Genomic DNA, 22,272 nt, shown 5'->3' on the forward strand with positions numbered 1-22,272 from the left:
CTGCATTATTCTCTTTTTGTAAGTATAAAAGTTGAAGGAAAAATAGAGGAGGAGAAAATGTCTTATTTTAAACGTGACAAGCGCGCCTACATTTTGCTGTCGGACGGAACGGTTTACGAAGGCTACAATTTCGGCTGCGAAGGCACCACCATTGGGGAGATTGTCTTTACAACCGGGATGACCGGGTATCAGGAAGTCCTGACAGACCCGTCCTATTATGGACAGATCGTGCTTCAGACTTATCCGCTTATTGGAAATTATGGGGTCAATAACGACGACATGGAGTCTGAAAAGAGCTGGGTAAATGGCTACATTGTAAAGGAATGGTGCGAAGAACCATCAAACTTCAGAACCACAGCCACCATCAATGATTTTCTTGTAAAGCAGGGGAAAATCGGTATCTGGGATATTGATACCCGCGCGCTGACACGCAAGATCCGCGAGTTCGGTACTATGAACGGCGCCATTACCACTGAGGATGTATACGAGAAAAAAGAGGAGTTGCTGGAGCAGATCAGAAGTTATAAGGTTGTCAATCCAGTACAGGTTGTAACCCAGAAGAAAAAGGGATGGTTCTATACCCGTGAAAACCGCGCGAACCATGTGGCGCTTATGGATTACGGATACAAGCATAATATTCTCAGAATGCTTTTGCAGCAGGGCTGTAATGTGACGGTTATGCCGGCCAGCTCGACAGTCGATGACATCCGAAGACTGAATCCGGACGGTATCATGCTGAGCAACGGACCTGGCAACCCTGAAGATAATGTGGAAATCATTAAAAACATTCAGGACTTTATCGCATATGGAAAACCGATCTTTGGCATCTGTCTGGGACATCAGCTGCTGGCGCTGGCAATGGGTGGGACAACCCGCAAAATGAAATACGGACACCGCGGGCTGAACCAGCCGGTTAAGGATTTATCTAAGGATCGGGTCTTTATTACCAGCCAGAACCATGGCTATGCCGTTGAAAGTATTCCAGAGGATGTGGGAACGATCTCTCATGTCAATATGAATGATGGCAGCTGCGAGGGGATTGCCTATAAAAACATTCCGGCTTTTACAGTGCAGTTTCATCCGGAGGCCAGCGCAGGCCCCAATGATACAGGATATTTATTTGAACGTTTTTCGGATTTAATGGAAAGGGGACAACAGGGATGCCTTTAAGAAATGATATTAAGCGTGTACTTGTCATCGGGTCTGGCCCGATCGTGATTGGCCAGGCGGCAGAATTTGACTATGCCGGTACTCAGGCCTGTAAGGCCTTGAAGGCAGTTGGCCTTGAGGTTATTCTCATCAACTCAAACCCGGCCACCATCATGACCGATAAGGCCATGGCCGATAAAATTTATATTGAGCCATTGACGCTGGACGTCGTTAAACGGGTTATTCTGCTGGAAAAACCAGACAGTATCCTTTCTACCCTTGGCGGACAGACCGGTCTGACCTTATCCATGCAGCTTGCAAAGGAAGGCTTTTTAGACGAACATAACGTTAAACTGCTGGGCGCGAACGTTGAGACCATCGACAAGGCAGAGGACCGCCAGGAGTTTAAGGACATGATGAAGGAAATCGGAGAACCCGTCATTCCTTCAAAGGTTGTTACAACGGTTGATGATGCCCTGGATTTTGCCTCTACCATGGGCTATCCTGTCATTGTCCGTCCGGCCTTTACCTTGGGCGGAACCGGCGGCGGGATTGCCGATAATCCAGAGCAGCTTCATGAAATTGCCACCAACGGCCTGCGCTTATCGCCGATCACCCAGATTTTGGTTGAACGTGGCATTTCAGGCTGGAAGGAAATCGAATTTGAAGTCATGCGTGACAGTAAGGGGAATGTCATCACGGTCTGCTCCATGGAAAACTTTGACCCAGTCGGCATCCACACAGGCGACTCCATCGTCGTAGCGCCATGCCAGACATTGAGCGACAAGGAATACCAGATGCTCAGAACCTCTGCCCTTAAGATCATTTCTGCTCTGGGTGTAGAGGGCGGCTGTAACTGCCAGTTCGCACTGGACCCGGAAAATTTCAATTACGCGGTTATCGAGGTAAATCCGAGAGTTTCCCGTTCTTCAGCGCTGGCTTCAAAGGCAACCGGCTACCCGATCGCCAAGATCGCATCGCTTATCGCTGTGGGCTTCTCATTGGATGAAATTATGAATGACATCACAGGCAAAACACCGGCCTGCTTTGAACCAGTCATCGACTACATTGTTGTTAAATTCCCGAGATGGCCGTTCGATAAATTTGTTTACGCCAAGCGTACCTTGGGTACACAGATGAAGGCAACCGGTGAAATTATGTCCATCGGTAACAGCTTTGAGCAGGCGATGATGAAAGCCGTTCGTTCGGTTGAGCTGGGCTTTGATACCCTGAGCGTAGAAAAATACCGTGAGGCGCCGGATGATGAAATCATGGAAGCGGTCGGCCGTAAGGATGATGAACGCTGCTTCGTTGTCTACGAAGCCCTGTACCGAGGACTGGATATGGAAAAAATCTGGGAAGCCACCCAGATTGATATGTGGTTCCTCGACAAGCTCCGCCACCTGGCAGTGATGGAACGCGACCTCCGCGAAAAAGGCCTGAGCGACGAACGCGGTATGGAACGTCTGGCGGTTGCCCGTGAGCTTGGCTTTATGGATTCCACCATTGAGCGGCTGACCGGTGAAAAGATTCCGACAGGCAGACAGTATGCTTCCTTTAAAATGGTTGACACCTGTGCCGGAGAATTTAAGGCTGAAACACCTTATTTCTATTCTACGATGGATAAAGAAAATGAAACGGAAATTTTCCTGGATGAGCACAAGAATGATAAAAAGAAGATCCTTGTATTCGGCTCTGGTCCGATCCGTATCGGTCAGGGGATTGAGTTTGACTACTGCTCTGTACATTGTGCCTGGGCCTTAAAAGAGTTGGGCTATGAGGCGATTATCGTCAACAACAATCCGGAAACCGTATCGACAGACTTTGATACCTCAGACCGTCTGTATTTTGAGCCTTTGACAGCAGAGGATGTGCGCTCAATCGTAGAGACGGAGAAGCCTGACGGCGCCATCGTCCAGTTCGGTGGTCAGACAGCCATTAAGCTGACAAAACATTTGGATGAAATTAACGTCGGTATCCTGGGGACAGACCCTAAATACATCGACGCCGCTGAAGACCGCGAACTCTTCGATGATCTGCTGGAACGCTGCGCTATCCCGAGACCAAAGGGAGAAACCGTCTATACAACCGAAGAAGCTGTAAAAGTGGCAGAACGGCTGGGCTTCCCTGTACTCTTGCGTCCATCCTATGTGCTCGGCGGTCAGAATATGATCATCGCCTATGAAGAAGCCGATGTTGTGGAGTACATGAACATTATTACGGAACATGAGCTTGAAAATCCTGTGCTAATCGATAAGTACCTCATGGGTACAGAGGTAGAGGTCGATGCGATCTGTGACGGAACAGATTACCTGATCCCGGGGATCATGGAGCATATTGAAAAAGCCGGTGTTCACTCCGGGGACTCGATCTCGGTTTATCCGCCGCAGACACTGTCTCAGGAAATTAAGGATACGATCATTGATTATACAGGCAAGCTCGCCAAAGAGCTTCATGTTATTGGCCTTGTAAATATCCAGTACGTTGTCTATGAGGGAGAAGTTTATGTCATCGAGGTAAATCCGCGCTCTTCAAGAACAGTACCATATATCTCTAAGGTGACCGATATTCCAATGGTTAACCTTGCAACCCGGATCATGATGGGGGCAACCTTAAAGGAAATGGGCTACACCTCCGGCCTTCATCCGGTTAAAGACTGCGTGGCTGTCAAGGTACCGGTATTCAGCTTTGCGAAGCTCCAGGATGTCGATACCCAGCTTGGACCAGAAATGAAATCAACCGGTGAGGTTCTGGGTGTCGGAAAGAAATTTGAGGACGCTGTCTACAAAGGGCTTGTAGCCGCCGGTTATAAAATGGAACGCACCGGCGGGGTGCTTCTGACCGTGCGTGACCGCGATAAGGACGAAATTGTGGATATCGGACGCCGTTTCCATGAAATGGGCTTTAAAATCTTCGCGACTGTCGGCACTGCGCTGGTACTCAATGAAAATAATGTGCCGGCAAAGGTTGTTAAGCGTATGGCAGAGAAAGCGCCTAACATTGGCGATCTTTTAGAAAGTGGTAAGGTAACCTATGTTATCTCTACCTCTACAAAAGGCCGTCAGCCAGAACAGGATGAGGTTAAGATGCGAAGAAAGGCTGTTGAAAGCTCCATCAGCCTGCTGACCTCTCTCGATACGGCCAGAGCTTTGCTGAACTGTTTGGAATCCAATAAAACAATGGCCGATATTGACCTGGTAGACATCAATACAATTTAGTGAAATATTGAATCAAACAGTCCGAAAAGCCACCTGTTTCAGGTGGTTTTTCGATAATATCCGTAAAGTTGTATACAAAAGACGTAAAATCGAATTGTTGACTTGACAGAATCGTCTAAAAAAATTATAATATCAAACATGATTTTAAGTAATACGTATGGAATCAAATACATTCTGTACAAAATAAAGGGGAAACAAAAATGACTGATCACTTGAATGAAGAATTAGTAATGACCCAGGAGGGTCTTGATAATTTAAAGAAACGTTTAGAGTACTTAAAAACCGTTAAACGTTACGAAGTTGCGGCACGTATTAAAACGGCCAGAGAATATGGCGATTTGAGTGAAAACGCCGAGTATGATGAAGCGAAATCCGAACAGGGCTTCGTAGAAGGCGAAATTTCTGAACTTGAAGCCAAAATTAAAAAGGTTAAGGTCATTGATGATAATGACATTCATACCGAGGATGTTGGTGTCGGCAGCATTGTTAAGGTGAAAGATCTTGAGTTTGGCGATACCGAAGAATATAAAATTGTCGGGTCAGCAGAATCCGACATTATACAGAATAAATTATCGAACGAATCACCCGTTGGCAGAGGCTTGATTGGCGCCAAAGTCGGGCAGGTGGTGACCATCCCGATTCCGGATGGTGAAGTTCAGTATGAAATTTTAGATATCAGAAGATAGGAGAGCCCAGTGAGCGAAGAAAATTTAAGTGAAGTACTAGCTGTCAGGCGTGAAAAGCTGAAGAAGCTTCAGGAGGAAGGAAAGAACCCCTTCGAGATGACACGTTATGACGTAACTGCATACGCAGATGATGTCAATGAAAACTTTGAGGCCTATGAAGAAAAGCCTGTTTCCATGGCAGGCCGTATCATGTCTAAAAGAGGCCAGGGAAAGGTTGGTTTTTATGACCTTCAGGACAGCACTGGAAAAATCCAGATGTTCTTAAAGAAGGATTTGCTGGAAAATTATGATGAAATCAAAACCTATGACATCGGCGATATTGTCGGCATTAAAGGCGAGGTGTTCAAAACACAGAAGGGACAGATTTCGGTTCGCGTAAAGGAACTGACGCTGCTCAGCAAATCTCTTCAGATTTTACCAGAAAAATATCATGGGTTAAAGGATACTGAGCTGCGCTACCGCCAGCGTTATGTCGATTTGATTGTAAATCCTGAAGTTAAGAATGTTTTTATCCTGCGTTCTCAGATTATCCGCAAGATACGTGAGTTTTTAGATAACCGTGGCTTTATCGAAGTAGAAACACCGGTTTTATACAATCTGGCAGGCGGTGCCAATGCCCGCCCCTTTGTGACCCATCATAACGCTCTGGATATTCCGCTTTATATGCGTATCGCTCTGGAATTACCCCTTAAGCGCCTGATTGTCGGCGGATTTGATAAAGTATATGAACTGAGCCGTGTGTTCCGTAATGAGGGTATGGACGCGACCCATAATCCAGAGTTCACCCTGCTTGAAACCTACGAAGCCTATGCGGATTATGATGATGTTATGAATATGGTAGAGGCGTTGTATGGATTTTTGGCAAAAGAAATCCTTGATACGGATACCGTGGAATACGAAGGACATGATATTTCATTGGCAGCACCTTTCAAACGTGCAAGAATGGTAGATTTAGTTGAAGAACACACCGGAGTCAATTTTGATGTTATGACAGATCTGGCAGAAGCACAGGAAGCGGCGAAAAAGCTGCATGTAGACGTAGAAGACAAACACTCCATCGGCGAAATCATCGCCGAAGTTTTTGATGAATATGTGGAAGATAAGCTGATTCAGCCTACCTTTGTAACCATGCATCCGGTAGAAATTTCACCTTTATCTAAACGTGAACCCACCGATCCAAGATATACCCAGCGTTTCGAGCTGTTTATCAACGGCGCCGAATGTGCCAATGCGTTCTCTGAGCTCAATGACCCCATTGACCAGAAAGGTCGTTTTGAGGCACAGGTGCAGAAAAAGGCTGATGGCGATGATGAAGCGCATCCGTACGACGCAGACTTTATCAATGCGCTGGAAGTGGGCCTTCCGCCTACAGGTGGCCTTGGAATCGGTATTGACCGTCTGGTTATGCTGTTTACAGGACAGCACAGTATCCGAGACGTTATCCTTTTCCCAACCATGAAGCCACTGGATGATTAATGAAAAGACTAAAGGACTGGCAGAATTGCCGGTCTTTTTTTAATGTTAGAACCATATAAAATGGCTAGGTTAAAATAAAATCAAAAAAGATTAAAATAAATGTTAAAAAGCGCTTGACAAAGGGTAAGGTCCGGGGTATACTAAGTAAGCTGTCTCGGAGAGCACAGCACCGCGGGGATTTCAGTCCGGCGCTTGAGAAATTTAAAAAATAAATTTTAAAAAGTGCTTGACAGAACGAAAACGACGCGGTATAATAAAGGAGTTCGCTTGAGAAAACGAACAACGATTACAGCGCAGAGCTGTAAGGGTCATAGAAAAGAGAATAGTACCATAAAACCTGAAATTCCAGCTGATGAGAATCAGCAAAGGATAAAAACGCAAGTGGGATGAACACTTCAAAAAATCATCAAATGAACCAGATCAAGAAGCCGAAAGGCTAACGATAAAACTATTTATTGAGAGTTTGATCCTGGCTCAGGACGAACGCTGGCGGTATGCTTAACACATGCAAGTCGAACGAGAAGGTTTTGATGGATCCTTCGGGTGACATTAGAACTGGAAAGTGGCGAACGGGTGAGTAACGCGTGGGTAACCTGCCCTATGGAAAGGAATAGCCTCGGGAAACTGGGAGTAAAGCCTTATATTATGGTTTTGTCGCATGGCAAGATCATGAAAACTCCGGTGCCATAGGATGGACCCGCGTCCCATTAGCTAGTTGGTGAGATAACAGCCCACCAAGGCGACGATGGGTAACCGGTCTGAGAGGGCGAACGGTCACACTGGAACTGAGACACGGTCCAGACTCCTACGGGAGGCAGCAGTGGGGAATATTGCGCAATGGGGGCAACCCTGACGCAGCAATACCGCGTGAGTGAAGAAGGTTTTCGGATCGTAAAGCTCTGTTATTGGGGAAGAAGAATGACGGTACCCAATGAGGAAGTCCCGGCTAACTACGTGCCAGCAGCCGCGGTAATACGTAGGGGACAAGCGTTGTCCGGAATGACTGGGCGTAAAGGGCGCGTAGGCGGTCTATTAAGTCTGATGTGAAAGGTACCGGCTCAACCGGTGAAGTGCATTGGAAACTGGTAGACTTGAGTATTGGAGAGGCAAGTGGAATTCCTAGTGTAGCGGTGAAATGCGTAGATATTAGGAGGAACACCAGTGGCGAAGGCGGCTTGCTGGACAAATACTGACGCTGAGGTGCGAAAGCGTGGGGAGCGAACAGGATTAGATACCCTGGTAGTCCACGCCGTAAACGATGAATGCTAGGTGTTGGGGAAACTCAGTGCCGCAGTTAACACAATAAGCATTCCGCCTGGGGAGTACGACCGCAAGGTTGAAACTCAAAGGAATTGACGGGGACCCGCACAAGCAGCGGAGCATGTGGTTTAATTCGAAGCAACGCGAAGAACCTTACCAGGTCTTGACATCCTCTGACGAGCCTAGAGATAGGAAGTTTCCTTCGGGAACAGAGAGACAGGTGGTGCATGGTTGTCGTCAGCTCGTGTCGTGAGATGTTGGGTTAAGTCCCGCAACGAGCGCAACCCCTGCCTTTAGTTGCCAGCATTAAGTTGGGCACTCTAGAGGGACTGCCGTAGACAATACGGAGGAAGGTGGGGACGACGTCAAATCATCATGCCCCTTATGACCTGGGCTACACACGTGCTACAATGGTCTGAACAGAGGGCCGCGAAGCCGCGAGGTGAAGCAAATCCCTTAAAACAGATCCCAGTTCGGATTGCAGGCTGCAACTCGCCTGCATGAAGTTGGAGTTGCTAGTAATCGCGGATCAGAATGCCGCGGTGAATGCGTTCCCGGGTCTTGTACACACCGCCCGTCACACCACGAGAGTTGGCAACACCCGAAGCCTGTGAGAGAACCGCAAGGACTCAGCAGTCGAAGGTGGGGCTAGTAATTGGGGTGAAGTCGTAACAAGGTAGCCGTATCGGAAGGTGCGGCTGGATCACCTCCTTTCTAGGGAACAGGAAGTCATGGTACTATTTTCTTTTGTATGACCCAAAGTCATACATTGGTCATTGAAAACAACATAAAGAAAAAAGAGTAAAGAGCAAATATTAAACAAAGTAAAAAAACTTCTTAATAAATGCAATTTCAAAAACAACATTCTTTTGAGCTCAGAAAGAGAACAAAAGAAAACAAAACGAAATGCGAAAGCATTCGTGGAGATCAAGAAACAAAGAGCACAGGGTGAATGCCTTGGCACTGGGAGCCGAAGAAGGACGCGACAAGCTGCGAAAAGCCACGTTTAGGAGCACATATCCGTTGAGACGTGGGTGTCCGAATGGGGAAACCCGGCGGTCAGAAGGGCCGTCACCGTTAAGTGAATCCATAGCTTAACGGAGGGAACCCGGGGAACTGAAACATCTTAGTACCCGGAGGAAAAGAAAGAAACATCGATTCCTTAAGTAGCGGCGAGCGAACGAGGAAGAGCCCAGAATCCATCAATCATTTCCGTTTAGCAGAAGGGCATGGGAAGGCCCCGCAAAGAGCGTAAGACGCGCGTATGCGAAAAGCCGAGATGAGGAGATTCGAGGAGTACCACGGGACACGTGAAACCCTGTGGGAAGATGGGGGGCCCACCCCCCAAGGCTAAATACTACCCAGTGACCGATAGCGGAAAGTACCGTGAGGGAAAGGTGAAAAGAACCCCGGGAGGGGAGTGAAATAGAAACTGAAACCCTGTGCTTACAAGCAGCTGGAGCGCAAGTGACAGTGTGCTTTTTGTAGAACGGGCCAACGAGTTACGGTATGTAGCGAGGTTAAGCACTTCAGGTGCGGAGCCGAAGCGAAAGCGAGTCTGAATAGGGCGCCATAGTTGCATGCTGTAGACCCGAAACCGTGTGATCTATCCATGACCAGGGTGAAGCTTGGGTAAAACCAAGTGGAGGCCCGAACCAGTGTCTGTTGAAAAAGGCTTGGATGAGTTGTGGATAGGGGTGAAATTCCAATCGAACACGGAGATAGCTGGTTCTCCCCGAAATAGCTTTAGGGCTAGCGTTCTGTGATGAATGACGGAGGTAGAGCACTGAATTGGGTAGGGGGCGTCAAGCTTACCGAACCATATCAAACTCCGAATGCCGTGCATTTTAACAGGGCAGTCAGACAGTGGGAGATAAGTTTCATTGTCAAAAGGGAAACAGCCCAGACCATCCGCTAAGGTCCCCAAGTACTGATTAAGTGGGAAAGGATGTGTCACTGCACAAACAACCAGGATGTTGGCTTAGAAGCAGCCATACATTTAAAGAGTGCGTAATAGCTCACTGGTCGAGTGGTGGTGCGCCGAAAATGAACGGGGCTAAAATCAGGCACCGAAGCGATGGATTGTACCGCAAGGTACAGTGGTAGGGGAGCAATCTCTTAGGGGCGAAGCCATTTCGTAAGGGATGGTGGACTTAAGAGAAGAGAGAATGTTGGCATGAGTAGCGAAAGTGAAGTGAGAATCTTCACCATCGAAAGCCCAAGGTTTCCTGAGGAAGGCTCGTCCGCTCAGGGTTAGTCGGGGCCTAAGCCGAGGTCAAAAGACGTAGGCGATGGACAACTGGTTGAAATTCCAGTACTACCTCAATGCGTTTGAGAAATGGAGTGACACAGAAGGATAAGCGAACCCGGCCGTTGGAAGAGCCGGGGCAAGCAGTGAGACTGCAGCGGGAGGCAAATCCCCCATTGCATAAGGTCAAGCTGTGATGCGGAACGAAAAATAAGTAGGGAAGTCGCCGATTTCACGCTGTCAAGAAAAGCTTCTATCGAGCAAAGAGGTACCCGTACCGTAAACCGACACAGGTAGGCGAGGAGAGAATCCTAAGATGAGCGGGAGAAGTGTTGTTAAGGAACTCGGCAAAATGACTCCGTAACTTCGGGAGAAGGAGTGCCCCTTTGGGGGCCGCAGAGAAGAGGCTCAAGCGACTGTTTAGCAAAAACACAGGTCTCTGCTAAATCGAAAGATGACGTATAGGGGCTGACGCCTGCCCGGTGCTGGAAGGTTAAGGGGAGTGCTTAGCGTAAGCGAAGGTGCGAACTTAAGCCCCAGTAAACGGCGGCCGTAACTATAACGGTCCTAAGGTAGCGAAATTCCTTGTCAGGTAAGTTCTGACCCGCACGAAAGGCGTAACGATTTGAGCGCTGTCTCGACAACACACCCGGTGAAATTGTAGTACTCGTGAAGATGCGAGTTACCCGCGACAGGACGGAAAGACCCCGTAGAGCTTTACTGTAGTCTGGCATTGAGTTTTGATATAACATGTACAGGATAGGTGGGAGGCAGAGAAGCATGCACGCCAGTGTGTGCCGAGCCATTGTTGGGATACCACTCTTGTTATATTGGAATTCTAACGCGTTGCCGTAATCCGGCAAGCGGACAGTGTCAGATGGGCAGTTTGACTGGGGCGGTCGCCTCCTAAAAAGTATCGGAGGCGCCCAAAGTTACCCTCAGGATGGTTGGAAACCATCTGTAAGAGTGCAAAGGCAGAAGGGTGATTGACTGCGAGAGAGACATCTCGAGCAGAGACGAAAGTCGGGCTTAGTGATCCGGTGGTTCCGAGTGGAAGGGCCATCGCTCAACGGATAAAAGCTACCTCGGGGATAACAGGCTTATCTCCCCCAAGAGTCCACATCGACGGGGAGGTTTGGCACCTCGATGTCGGCTCGTCTCATCCTGGGGCTGAAGCAGGTCCCAAGGGTTGGGCTGTTCGCCCATTAAAGAGGCACGCGAGCTGGGTTCAGAACGTCGTGAGACAGTTCGGTCCCTATCCGTCGTGGGCGTAAGATATTTGAAAGGAGCTGTTCCTAGTACGAGAGGACCGGAATGGACAAACCGCTGGTGCACCAGTTGTTCCGCCAGGAGCATCGCTGGGTAGCTAAGTTTGGAAGGGATAAGTGCTGAAGGCATCTAAGCACGAAGCCCCCCTTAAGATAAGATATCTCATTCGAAAGAAGTAAGGCCTCTGGAAGACGACCAGGTAGATAGGCTGGAGGTGGAAGTGCAGCAATGTATGGAGCTGACCAGTACTAATCGGCCGAGGTCTTGATCCCATCAAGACATTTTGAAAAACTCTTTTCCTTTATGTTGTTTTGAGTGACCAAAAACAACCGAATAAAAACGCAAGATTGATCTCGTGATGATGGCGAAGGGGAAACACCTGTTTACATACCGAACACAGAAGTAAAGTCCTTCAGCGCTGAAAGTACTTGGTGGGCAACTGCCTGGGAGGATAGGACATCGCGGGGTCTTTTTACATTTAAGGCTAAAGTCGCGCAAAAAAGAATGGTGAGTGGCCCGTGCAAGTTGACATGCAAAGGGCCAATGACCATTCTTTTTTTATGGGGCGCAGCACCTGACGGAGGCGTCCGCAGGACGACAGAGTACGCGGCGGCAAGAGCTGGAAATCTTACAATGCGCATGCAAACAAGCTTGCAATGGGCTGGTGAAACGTTCTTTTTTATGGGGCACAGCCCCTGACGAAGGCGTCCGCAGGACACCGGAGTGCGCAGTGTCAATCTGCCGCAAACATTAAAAACAACAACAAACAAAAAGCCCCTTGAGCCAATAGCTCAAGGGGTTAAATATTTAGAAGGAATAATTCCTTTCTCTTTATACTCATTGCCATGTAAAATAATTCGTCCGTCAATAATCTTATAAATCTTTGCAGACAGAGGCTCTAAAATAATCTGTTCCAAGTCTTCCTCATTGTTTGTAAGCAGCTCAAGACCTTTGCGGTCTTTGATAGCGCCATGGCTGAAGCAGCGGCTTTTAACAGTATTGCGGTTAAAGAGGCAAAGGTAGCTTTCATCCCCGAGGTCACGTACGTAGGCAAAAACGTCGTCTTTGCAGGGAAGCGGATACCACGAGCCCCGTTGAAAGGCTTTATGTTCTGCCCTTAGGGCAGTTATTTTTTTGTACCATTCTAAAATTTCTGTATCTTCATGGCCCCATGGGTATGTGCTTCGGTTGAAGGGGTCTTCATAACCCTGAACGCCGGCCTCGTCGCCGTAATAGATGCAGGGAACACCCGGAAAGGTAAGCTGGATCAAGCTTAAAATTTTTAAGCGGTTTTTGGCCAAACTGTATTGTTCCTGGGTTAGCCGGTAATGCTCTTTGTCACTTTCTTTAGAAAGTGTGGGTGCTTCTCCAAGAATTGTCAAGATACGCATACGGTCATGAGAACCGATAAGATTCATATTTCCCTTAAACTGTCCTCTGGGATAGTTTTCGTAGAGTGACATCATTAAACGTGCGATTTCCCGGGAGCCCTTATCGCCCATCATAAAGTTAATGAGCGCATCGCGAAAAGGATAATTCATGACTGCGTCCAGCTCATGGCCATAAAAATACCGGCGTAAAATGCCATAAGCCACTTTTCTGGAGGCATCCTCCCAGACCTCACCAATGAGGACGGCGTCGTCTTTTTCCTGTAACATGGCGGTTTTTATCCCTTCGATGAATTCATCCGGGAGTTCGTCGGCGACATCCAGCCGCCATCCTGAAGCACCGGCTTTAAGCCATCTTCGGATCACTGAATTTTCATTTTCAAAAATAAAATCCTTATATTCAGGCGTTAATTCTTCAACGTTGGGCATTGACTTAACACCCCACCAGCATTCGTATTCGTTTGGATAATCGTTAAAGCGGTACCAGGAATAAAAAGGAGAATCCATTGACTGATAAGCTCCCAATCCGGGATAATTTCCGTATTTGTTAAAATAAATGCTGTCGTCTCCGGTGTGGCTGAATACGCCATCTAAAATGATGCGTATGCCGCGCTTTTTTGCCTCTGCACATAGTTGTTCAAAAAGTTCTGTGTTGCCGAATTCCGGGGCAATATGGAGATAATTTGCGGTATCATACTTGTGGTTGCTGCTGGATTCAAAAATGGGATTGAGATATAAGATTGTAATATTCAGTTCTTTTAAATAATCAAGCTTTTCAATGATTCCCTGAAGGGTACCGCCAAAAAAATCCCAATACTCAATATTTCCCTGACCATCGCGAAAATAATGAGGACTGTCTCCCCAGTTTCCATGAATAAGCGACTGCTTTTTATATTGGGGCTCGAAGGTTTTTTTTTCGCCCTTGTTAAAGCGGTCGGGAAAAATTTGATACATGATCCCCTCAGTGTACCATGCGGGCATTTCGCGGACCTTATCGTAGAGTGTAATCTGATAGGACGGCGGAAAGGCTTCGTAAATCTGCCCCTCGCCGCCCAAGGTATCATTTTGTGTGCCGTAGCAGTAACTGTGGCCTTCGTGTTCATAACAAAAATCGTACCATAAAACACCTGGCTGGTCGGGTAATGTGAGTGTGTACTCCATCATGTCAGGGAATTTCGATGGTACCATAGCGTAAAAGTGTTCGATTGAATTGTAGAATGTCCTTAATTTAACATTTACAGCGTGTGTGGCATAAACACGAATTGTAACCTGGGAGCCTGCCGGAAGTGCTCCGAAAGGCTCCTTAAATCTTAAATCCCAGGAATTGTGTCTAAAATTCATTATGATAATTTACCTGTTACTTTCTTATAATAGTATAAATAGGTTTCGGCGGAAATTTTCCAGTCAAAATTTGATTTTGATGCGTTAGTCATGAGGGTCTTCCACAGCTCGGGCTCGTCATAGTACAGGCCGACAGCCCGCTGGAGTGTAAAGAGCATATCATGTGCGTTGTAGGTGGCAAAACTAAAGCCATTGCCCTCTTTTGTTTCTTCGTCAAAATAGTGGACGGTGTCCTTTAGGCCGCCTGTTTCCCGAACAACGGGGACGGTGCCGTAGCGCATGGCGATCATCTGTGACAAACCGCAGGGCTCAAATTTTGAAGGCATCAGGAACATATCGCTGGCAGCGTATATTTTTCGCGAAAGGTCTTCATTAAAGTCAATAATGGTAATCATTTTATCCGGATAGGTATAGGCAACCTCTCGCAGCATGTTTTCGTACTGGGCGTCTCCAGTGCCAAGCACGACCATTTGGATGTTCATCTGAAGAATTTCATGAATGACAGCAGCCACGAGATCAAGTCCTTTTTGCTCAACCAGACGTGTGATCATGGAAATCATCGGAATCTTTGGATTAACCGGAAGCCCGAGATAATCCTGAAGCGCTGTCTTGTTTTCTGTTTTCTTTTTGTATGAACGTGTGTAAGGCACAAAGAGCGCTGGGTCAGTCTGAGGATTATAGACGGTTTCGTCAATTCCGTTTAGAATGCCCACGGTTTTGTAACTGATATCACGCATCACGCCATCAAGACCTTCGCCATAGTACGGGTCTTTCAGTTCCTCGGCGTAAGTTGGGCTGACCGTGGTTACCAGATCGGAGGTGTAAAGCGCGCCCTTCATCAAGTTTAGTTTGCGGTAGAACTCCATGGCAGCCGGAAAATAATCCAGATTCAAGACGCCTTTAAGGTCATCAAAACCGTAGAGACCCTGATATTTCATATTGTGGATGGTAAAGACTGCTTTTGTGTTCAGGTAATGCCACTGATACTGTTCCTTGAGCAGGAACGGGATCAGGGATGTCTGCCAGTCATGACAGTGGAGCACATCCGGATAGAAATCAATGTAGGGGATGGACTCGAGCACTGCGCGGCAGAAATAAACAAAGCGTTCACCGTCATCGTAATAGCCATACAGATTTGGACGGTTAAAATAATATTCATTGTCAAGAAAATAGTAGATGACGCCGTCCATTTCATATTGCTGTATACCCACATACTGGTCGCTCAGCCCAACCTTGACGTAGAAGATGTCAATAAGCTTAAAATCTTTTTTATATTCTTCGGGAATACAGGCGTATTTTGGAAGAATAACACGGATATCGGTTTGATCCTTTGGAAAGGCCTTTGGCAATGAGCCGATCACATCACCTAAGCCGCCGCTTTTGGCAAAGGGATAAGCCTCGGTAGCGGCAAACAAGATTTTTAATTTATCCATTGTTATATAACCATTCCTTTACTTAATACAATCGGGTTATCCTTTGTTCCGACCAGTGATGCGTTATCACGAATCTTAACGTCTTTATCAAAAATAACGTAGTTCAGTTTAACGTTATTTCCAATTTCGGCTTTCTGCATAATAATGCTGTTGGAAATTTCGCTGCCGTAACCGATTTTACTGTCACGGAAGAGAACACTGTGGTAAATTTTCCCCTCAACCTCACAGCCACTGCCGACGATGGAGTTGCGAACCACGGCCTCATTTTGATAAAGTGTCGGGTGGTTGTCCTTGATTTTGGTATGGATGGAGTTTTCGCTCAGAAAAAGCTCTTTCATGATGTCGAATTCCAGAAGATCCATATTGGCTTCGTAGTATTTGGCCAAGTCGTGTACGCGGTTAATATAACCGGTATGCGGAGCGCCGTATACGCGAAGGGTATCCAGATTGGTCTTGATCATATCCATCAAGTCCCATTCACCGGTACGCTCACCAAGTTCCATTAAATCCAGAAGGACCGATTTTTTTATAATCATCATATCTGCATAGCAGTGGTCCGTCATTTTTTCCTTTTGGTAATGGATGTTGGTAATACGGTATTTATCAAATTCTAAAAAGACATCGTTGTTTTCAAAGGTAAAGCTTGGCTGTACTTTTTTAAAAATCAATGTGACATCGCTGTTGTTTGTTTTGTGGATTTTATAGGACGCGTTAAAGCTGAAGCTGGTTACCAGATTTGGCGCCGAGATAACCACATCTTCATCACTGCTGTGCTGCAGGAATGCGCGGTTATTGTACAGATCGCGAAGGTTGATTTTCATGAGATTACCAAACCGGACACTGCTGCTGCCTGCCAGGATAGACAAGTCCTGAGTTTTACGGCTTAAGGACCATTCCTTTCCTGTTCCCAGGTGGTCGATAAGAGAACTGTACTTATGAGAGCCAACGACACCGACATGGGAAATGCCGGAATTGACCATATTGGACAGGGTAAAGTCGATCATGCGGTAACGGCCGCCAAAGGGCAGCGTACTGATACTGCGGTGCTGGAGTAATTCATTGAGGTCTGAGTTATCGCCGTCTACATTTAAAATAATACCAATTGCTTTTTTCATTTTTGAGCACCTCCTATGAATTTAAAACGTGAATTTCTGCCGGGTTGTCACTTTCAGCAGCCACCAGACGGACATCACTCTTAACGTAAGCTCTTGAACCAACAATGCAATTTTCCAGATGTGCGCCATCCTCAATGATTGCGCCGGTATGGACAATTGAATTTTTGAGAACTGTGTTTTTCCCAACGATAATATCGTGGGAAATAATGGAATTTTCGACTGACCCGAAAATAACACATCCATCGCAGATCAGACTGTGTTTTACTACTGCGTCTGGCCCGATAAACTGCGGGTGGCGGCTGGTATTATTCGAGAAGATTCTGAAATTCCGGTCTGTCAGGTCAAAATCACAGGCTGGATTGAGTAAATCCATATTGGCGTCATAGTAGCTCTGGATGGTTCCGACATCTTTCCAGTATCCGGAGAAGGGATAGGCGAAGATACGTTTTCCTTCTTCGTGGAGCATCGGAATGACATTATGTCCAAAGTCATTTTCTGAATCTGGGTTTTCAGCGTCTTCAATTAAAGCCTTGCGCAGGACATCCCAGGTAAAGACATAGATCCCCATTGAGGCTTTGTTGCTCTTTGGTTCCGGGGGCTTTTCCTGGAATTCCAGGATACGTTTTTCGTCATTGGTATTGACAATTCCAAAACGATGGGCCTCATCCCAGGGGACATCCATCACTGCGATGGTGAGGTCAGCGGATTTTTGTTTATGAAAATTAACCATATTGGAGTAATCCATTTTATAGATATGGTCGCCGGACAGAATGAGCACATACTCTGGATCAAAGCTGTCGATAAAGTCAATATTTTGGTAGATGGCATCTGCTGTTCCATTATACCAGCGTCCGCCCTTTTGCCCCATATAGGGTGGGAGAATACGAACACCGGCGCCAACCTTGTCAAGAGACCAGGCGCTTCCGTCACTGATATAATTGTTCAGGATATAAGGACGGTATTGGGTGAGGACACCCACGACGTCGATGTCAGAATTCATACAGTTGCTTAATGGAAAGTCAATAATACGGTATTTACCGCCGAATAAAACGGCAGGCTTAGCGTTGTTAAATGTGAGGGATCCCAGGCGGCTTCCTTGTCCTCCAGCTAGGAGCATAGCGACACATTCGGTATTCATAATATTTCCTCCTCGTAAATGAATGATTTGATTTTCCAGATTTCTCTCTGATAATCGGCAATAGAGCGGTCACTTGAGAACATTCCGGAGTGTGCAATATTGACAGCTGACATTTGCAGCCATCTTTTTTGATCTCTGTATACGGCACTCGAGGTTGACTGGATGTCCGCATAAGAGGCAAAGTCTTTAAGTACAAAATAGGTGTCGTTATGAATCAAAAGTGAATCATAAATCGACTGGAAGGTAGAAGTTTTGCTGAAAAATCCATTAATCAGCTGTTCCAAAACCTCCTGAACCCGCGGATCGGATTCATAAATGTCCAGGGATCGATAGCCGCCATGGGCATTGTAATTTGCAACCTCCACATCGGAGAGGCCAAAGGTAAAAATATTATCCATTCCCACAGCTTCAGCGATCTCGACATTGGCGCCATCCATTGTGCCGAGTGTAACGGCACCGTTCATCATAAATTTCATGTTTCCGGTACCAGAGGCTTCCTTGCCCGCAGTGGAAATCTGCTCAGAAATCTCGGCAGCGGGGTAGATCATCTCGGCAGAAGAAACATTAAAGTTTGGGACAAAAACGACCTTTAAGCGGTCATTAACAGCGGAATCGTTATTCACCTTGTCAGCAATGACATTGATCAGACGGATGACCTCCTTGGCATAATAATAGGATGGCGCCGCCTTGCCGGCAAAAATATAGGTTTTTGGGACAAAATCCATATTTGGATCTGCCCTGAGCGCATTATAAAGATACATAATGTGCAGAGCGTTCAGCAGCTGCCGTTTATACTCGTGAATACGCTTGACCTGAATATCGAAGATCGAATCCGGGTTCAGCCGAATTCCCTGGGATTTCTTGATATATGCTGCCAGGCGGGCTTTGTTTCCGTGCTTGACAGCTCCCAGCTTTTCACAGAAAGCGGCGTCAGCTGCATATGGAAGCAGCGCCTCCAGGCTGGATAGTTTGTTTGGCATTGTCCAGCTGTCACCAATGGTTTCATTGAGCAAGGTTTTTAGCTGCGGGTTGCTGCCCATTAAAAAACGTCTTGGCGTTACGCCGTTGGTCACAGAATGAAAACGCTCCGGGAAAACAGCATAAAAATCCTTGAAAGTTTCCTCATGGAGAATTTTACTGTGCAGCTCCGCGACACCGTTGACAGAATGGCTGCCAATAATGGCCAGATGTGCCATATGGACCTGGCCGTCCTTTAAAATGGAAATAGCATAATTGCGCGCCTCCTGGTCTGGGTAAAACCAGTTCATATCATTGACAAAACGGCGGTTGATTTCTTCGATAATCTGGTAGACACGGGGAAGCAGTTCCTTTACCATGTCAATGGGCCATTTTTCCAGCGCTTCAGGCAGTACGGTATGGTTTGTGAAGCTGATGGATTTAACGGTCATATCCCAGGCCTTATCCCACTCATAATTTTCTTCATCAATGAGAATCCGCATGAGCTCTGGAACGCAGAGGGCAGGATGTGTATCATTGATATGGATACAGATTTTATCGGCAAAACCGTCCATTGATCCGTGATTAAATTTTTTATAACGCCGCACAATCCGTTTCAGCCCGGCACAGACAAAGAAATATTCCTGTTTGAGACGAAGCTGTTTTCCCTCAAAGCCATTGTCGTTAGGGTATAAAATCTGACTGATGGCCTCGGCCTCAGACCGCCTTTGCATAGCTTTTAAAAAGTGGCCCTGATTAAAGGTGGAGAGGTCAAAATCTTCTACGGGCTGGGCACTCCAGAGACGAAGTGAATTGACGGTTTTGTTGTGATAGCCCTGAACAGGGACATCATAGGGGACTGCCAATACTGGCTCGTAGTTCTCATGGATAAAAACCAGCTTGCCATTGACCATTTCAGTCCGGACATTCCCTTTATATTTCACAACAACAGACTTATCGGGCTTGGCGATTTCAAAAGGATAACCGTTTTTCAGCCAGTTGTCTGCAACCTCAACCTGTTCACTGTTGATGATCTTCTGTTCAAACAGACCAAATTTATAGCGGATTCCATTTCCGTGCCCGGGAAAGCCCATGGCAGCGGTTGAATCCAGAAAACAGGCCATGAGCCGGCCCAGACCACCGTTGCCGAGTGCGGGATCGTGCTCTTTTGCCTGAATGGCTTCGTAATTAAGCCCTAGCTCACGGAGCACCTCAGGCACAACATCGTCCCACCCGAGATTGTTAATATAAGCCTTTAGCAGCCGGCCGATCAGAAACTCGATGGAGAAAAAATAGATTTGCTTTTCTTCCATTTTGTGAAGGCGGCTGTTGTTGGCGGCCCATTCGGCGGTGATTTCTTCCATGACCAGTTCAGATAATGCTTCATACTGGTGCTGTGTGGTCGATTCGGAGAAATCTTCGCCGGAAACTTCTTCTACTTTTTTTATAAATGCTTTTTTAAAGCTTGCTTTTTCAAGTGTTTTCATCCGGTGTCCTTTCCAGACTGCTATTTTTTCGTCTTAACAACGGATTTGGAAGCATTATCCTTTGAGGTCTGTGCCTTAGCAGATTTTTTTACAGTCGACGCTTTTGATTTTTTATCCGAAACAGCAGTTTTGGATGAAGAAGCTGTCTTTGTTTTTTTAGCAGTGATTTTCTTTTTTGCTTTTGACGCAACGCCCTTTAACACGATTGCCGCGGACGGCGGTATGCTGAGCGTCACGCTGTAAGGCTGGTTATGACATGGGGCGTCCTGGGCTTTAGCAGTCTTTTTGACCGTGAAGCCGGACCCGCCATATTTTGGATCGTCGGTGTTGAAAACCAGACGGTAGGTCTTTTCAGCAGGTACACCAATCTGAAAATTGGTGTAGGTTAAAGGGCAGAAGTTGATCAGAATGATCAGATCATCTTCTGGATGCTTGCCCATCCGTCTGAAAACAAGAATGCTCTGGCCGTTGTTGTCGGCATCGATCCACTCAAAGCCGTCCCAGCCGTGATCCTTTTCCCAAAGCGCATTTTCCCGGGCGTAGAATTTATTCAGGTCTTGCATGAAGTCTTTGGTTTGACGATGCCTGTCATAGTCCAGCATGAACCATTCAAGGGATTCGTAATAGCGCCATTCGGTGAACGGTGCGAACTCATTTCCCATAAAGGTAAGCTTTTTACCGGAATGAAAATACATATACGCATATAAAAGCCGAAGCTGGTCAAATTTCATTTCATATGGACCAAACATTTTATCAACGATTGATTTTTTGCCATGGACAACCTCATCGTGTGACAGGGGCAAAATAAAGTTTTCGCTGAACGCATAGGCCATTGAGAAAGTCAGTTTTGAATGGAACTGATTTCTGCAGTATGGGTCTGTTTCCATATAAGAGAGGGTATCGTGCATCCATCCCATATCCCACTTCAGGTTAAAGCCAAGGCCTCCTTCGTCCACAGGCCAGCTGACCTTGGGATAAGCGGTTGATTCCTCAGCGGCCATAATGGCAAATGGGAAATACTTGAAAATTGCTGTGTTCAGTTTTCTCAGGAAATCAACCGCTTCAAGACTGTCATTTCCACCAACTTTATTGCGGCGGTATTCATCGTTATAGCCATAGTTTAAATAGATCATGCTTGCCACGCCGTCAATGCGCAGCCCGTCGATATGGTATTGGTCAAACCAGAAATAAGCGTTTGAGATTAAAAAGGTCAGCACTTCTGGTTTGGCAAAGTCAAATTCCATGGTGCCCCATTGAGGGTGCTCAGTCGCCTCATAAAGGTTTGTACCATCAAGCTTATAAAGACCGTGTGCATCCTTGCAGAAATGCCCTGGAACCCAGTCCAGTATAACACTGATCCCCGCCTGATGGCAGGCGTCAATAAAATGCATTAAACCCTGAGGCTCGCCATAGCGGCTGGTCGCAGCAAAGTAGCCGGTCAGCTGGTATCCCCAGGATCCGTCAAAGGGATGCTCCATAATGGGCATCAGCTCTACATGCGTATAGTGCATATCCTTAAGATAGGGGACAAGTGTGCCAGCAAGCTCGTAATAGCTCAAGGCAGTTCCATCCTCATGGGTTCTCCAGCTGCCGAGATGAACCTCATAAATATTAACAGGTTTCGGCTTAGAAGCGGCTTTTTTGCGCTGCTCAAGCCATTTGTTGTCCTTCCAGCTGTAACCCTCCAAATCCCAGAGAATAGAGGCTGTTTTAGGCTTGACCTCGGAATAAATACCATAAGGATCTGATTTATAGACGTTTTCCCCATGACATTGCGTAATGCGGTATTTGTAGAGCTCACCTTTATTCAAATCAGGAATGGTGCATTCCCATACACCGCCAGAGTCTTTCTGTAAAAGCATTGGATGAGCGTCGGGATTCCAGTCATTAAAATTGCCAACGACTGAAACAGCTTGAGCGTGTGGTGCCCAGAGTCGGAAAACGACACCTTTATCTGTAAAATGAGCGCCAAAAAATTCGTAGCTTTTCAGATAAGTTCCCTCGTGAAAAAGATGGTACGCGATTTTAGGTTTCATAGTCAATCAGTCCTTTCTTAATTACAGGTTATATTATTGATTGTATAAGAATACTTTAATTAAATATAGTT

Annotated in this window: 10 protein-coding genes and 3 rRNA genes; 7 read left to right on the forward strand and 6 right to left on the reverse strand. The window is 46.6% G+C overall.

Annotation, left to right across the window (positions count from 1 at the left end; all coding sequences use genetic code 11):
* Positions 1-57: 57 nt before the first annotated feature.
* The 7 genes from carA to rrf all read left to right on the forward strand — a co-directional run bounded on the left by carA (position 58) and on the right by rrf (position 11,774).
* A complete protein-coding gene (gene carA / locus B2M23_RS07105; RefSeq protein ID WP_038353656.1) occupies positions 58-1,170 on the forward strand; it encodes a glutamine-hydrolyzing carbamoyl-phosphate synthase small subunit in 1,113 nt (370 codons plus the stop codon).
* Positions 1,161-4,367: a carbamoyl-phosphate synthase large subunit gene (gene carB / locus B2M23_RS07110; protein ID WP_038353655.1), complete on the forward strand. Its 3,207-nt coding sequence runs from the start codon at positions 1,161-1,163 to the stop codon at positions 4,365-4,367. The genes carA and carB overlap by 10 nt, the downstream gene beginning before the upstream one ends.
* 200 nt (positions 4,368-4,567) lie before the next feature.
* Positions 4,568-5,053 carry a transcription elongation factor GreA gene (gene greA, locus B2M23_RS07115; RefSeq protein ID WP_038353654.1) on the forward strand — a complete coding sequence of 162 codons (486 nt, stop codon included), beginning with the start codon at positions 4,568-4,570 and terminating at the stop codon, positions 5,051-5,053.
* 9 nt (positions 5,054-5,062) lie between these two features.
* The gene (gene lysS, locus B2M23_RS07120; protein WP_038353653.1) at positions 5,063-6,529 is read left to right on the forward strand and encodes a lysine--tRNA ligase; all 1,467 of its coding nucleotides are present in this window, start codon (positions 5,063-5,065) and stop codon (positions 6,527-6,529) included.
* Positions 6,530-6,980: 451 nt separating this feature from the next.
* Positions 6,981-8,503: ribosomal RNA gene (locus B2M23_RS07125) — 16S ribosomal RNA — on the forward strand.
* Positions 8,504-8,714: 211 nt separating this feature from the next.
* A 23S ribosomal RNA gene (locus B2M23_RS07130) occupies positions 8,715-11,578 on the forward strand.
* Between the two features lie 79 nt (positions 11,579-11,657).
* A 5S ribosomal RNA gene (gene rrf / locus B2M23_RS07135) occupies positions 11,658-11,774 on the forward strand.
* Together the 16S, 23S and 5S rRNA genes form the textbook arrangement of a ribosomal RNA operon.
* 323 nt (positions 11,775-12,097) lie before the next feature.
* Here rrf and B2M23_RS07140 read toward each other — a convergent pair.
* The 6 genes from B2M23_RS07140 to glgB form a co-directional block, all read right to left on the reverse strand.
* Positions 12,098-13,858 (reverse strand): glycoside hydrolase family 13 protein, encoded by a 1,761-nt coding sequence (locus tag B2M23_RS07140; protein ID WP_242945883.1) that lies wholly within the window; start codon positions 13,856-13,858, stop codon positions 12,098-12,100.
* 176 nt (positions 13,859-14,034) lie between these two features.
* Positions 14,035-15,468: a glycogen synthase GlgA gene (gene glgA, locus B2M23_RS07145; protein WP_038353082.1), complete on the reverse strand. Its 1,434-nt coding sequence runs from the start codon at positions 15,466-15,468 to the stop codon at positions 14,035-14,037.
* Positions 15,469-15,470: 2 nt separating this feature from the next.
* Entirely contained in the window at positions 15,471-16,583 is a 1,113-nt protein-coding gene (gene glgD / locus B2M23_RS07150) for a glucose-1-phosphate adenylyltransferase subunit GlgD (protein ID WP_038353081.1), read from the reverse strand.
* Positions 16,584-16,596: 13 nt separating this feature from the next.
* On the reverse strand, positions 16,597-17,721 hold the full coding sequence (locus B2M23_RS07155; protein ID WP_081571133.1) for a glucose-1-phosphate adenylyltransferase: 1,125 nt from the start codon (positions 17,719-17,721) through the stop codon (positions 16,597-16,599).
* Positions 17,718-20,165: a glycogen/starch/alpha-glucan phosphorylase gene (locus B2M23_RS07160; protein ID WP_038353079.1), complete on the reverse strand. Its 2,448-nt coding sequence runs from the start codon at positions 20,163-20,165 to the stop codon at positions 17,718-17,720. The genes B2M23_RS07155 and B2M23_RS07160 overlap by 4 nt, the downstream gene beginning before the upstream one ends.
* A gap of 20 nt (positions 20,166-20,185) precedes the next feature.
* Positions 20,186-22,201, reverse strand: a complete 2,016-nt coding sequence (gene glgB / locus B2M23_RS07165; RefSeq protein WP_038353078.1) for a 1,4-alpha-glucan branching protein GlgB — start codon at positions 22,199-22,201, stop codon at positions 20,186-20,188.
* Positions 22,202-22,272 lie beyond the last annotated feature (71 nt).

The organism is Eubacterium limosum, from assembly GCF_000807675.2.
GTDB classification, from domain to species: Bacteria; Bacillota; Clostridia; order Eubacteriales; family Eubacteriaceae; genus Eubacterium; species Eubacterium limosum.

Coding starts and splice junctions, on each gene's coding strand:
- glgA (WP_038353082.1), bottom strand. CDS start 15,468: ATGGATAAATTAAAAATCTTGTTTGCCGCTACCGAGGCTTATCCCTTT.
- B2M23_RS07140 (WP_242945883.1), bottom strand. CDS start 13,858: ATGATGGAGTACACACTCACATTACCCGACCAGCCAGGTGTTTTATGG.
- glgB (WP_038353078.1), bottom strand. CDS start 22,201: ATGAAACCTAAAATCGCGTACCATCTTTTTCACGAGGGAACTTATCTG.
- B2M23_RS07155 (WP_081571133.1), bottom strand. CDS start 17,721: ATGAATACCGAATGTGTCGCTATGCTCCTAGCTGGAGGACAAGGAAGC.
- glgD (WP_038353081.1), bottom strand. CDS start 16,583: ATGAAAAAAGCAATTGGTATTATTTTAAATGTAGACGGCGATAACTCA.
- B2M23_RS07160 (WP_038353079.1), bottom strand. CDS start 20,165: ATGAAAACACTTGAAAAAGCAAGCTTTAAAAAAGCATTTATAAAAAAA.
- carA (WP_038353656.1), top strand. CDS start 58: ATGTCTTATTTTAAACGTGACAAGCGCGCCTACATTTTGCTGTCGGAC.
- carB (WP_038353655.1), top strand. CDS start 1,161: ATGCCTTTAAGAAATGATATTAAGCGTGTACTTGTCATCGGGTCTGGC.
- greA (WP_038353654.1), top strand. CDS start 4,568: ATGACTGATCACTTGAATGAAGAATTAGTAATGACCCAGGAGGGTCTT.